The sequence below is a fragment of the Amycolatopsis eburnea genome (assembly GCF_003937945.1).
Classification (GTDB): domain Bacteria; phylum Actinomycetota; class Actinomycetes; order Mycobacteriales; family Pseudonocardiaceae; genus Amycolatopsis; species Amycolatopsis eburnea.
Genome location: NZ_RSEC01000072.1, coordinates 1 through 272, shown reverse-complemented (window position 1 = coordinate 272; position 272 = coordinate 1). Strand labels below are relative to the sequence as shown.

Here is a 272-nt window from a genome sequence, read left to right as displayed (position 1 = left end):
GCGCCGGTCCAGCCGGTGGTGCCGTTCTTGACCGCGTTGTCGAAGTCGGTCTTGCGCTCCCCGAGCGCTTTGGACACGTTGCCCCACGTGTCGGCATACGACTGGATCACCGGCGGGTTGCCCGCCACCGAGTCGAGCATGTCCTTCAACGGCTGCACGTGTTCCATCAGGAACGACGCCACCGACGACATCAGGTACCCGAACGGGTCGATCGCCGCCCCGGCGATTTCCCCGGCCAGCGACAGCATGCCGAGACCGCCGGAGACCCAGTC

At 66.9% G+C, this 272-nt stretch carries 1 protein-coding gene; it reads right to left on the bottom strand.

The window, feature by feature from the left end; all coding sequences use genetic code 11:
* On the bottom strand, positions 1-272 hold a 272-nt coding region (locus tag EIY87_RS47465), incomplete at both ends, for a hypothetical protein (protein WP_148106227.1).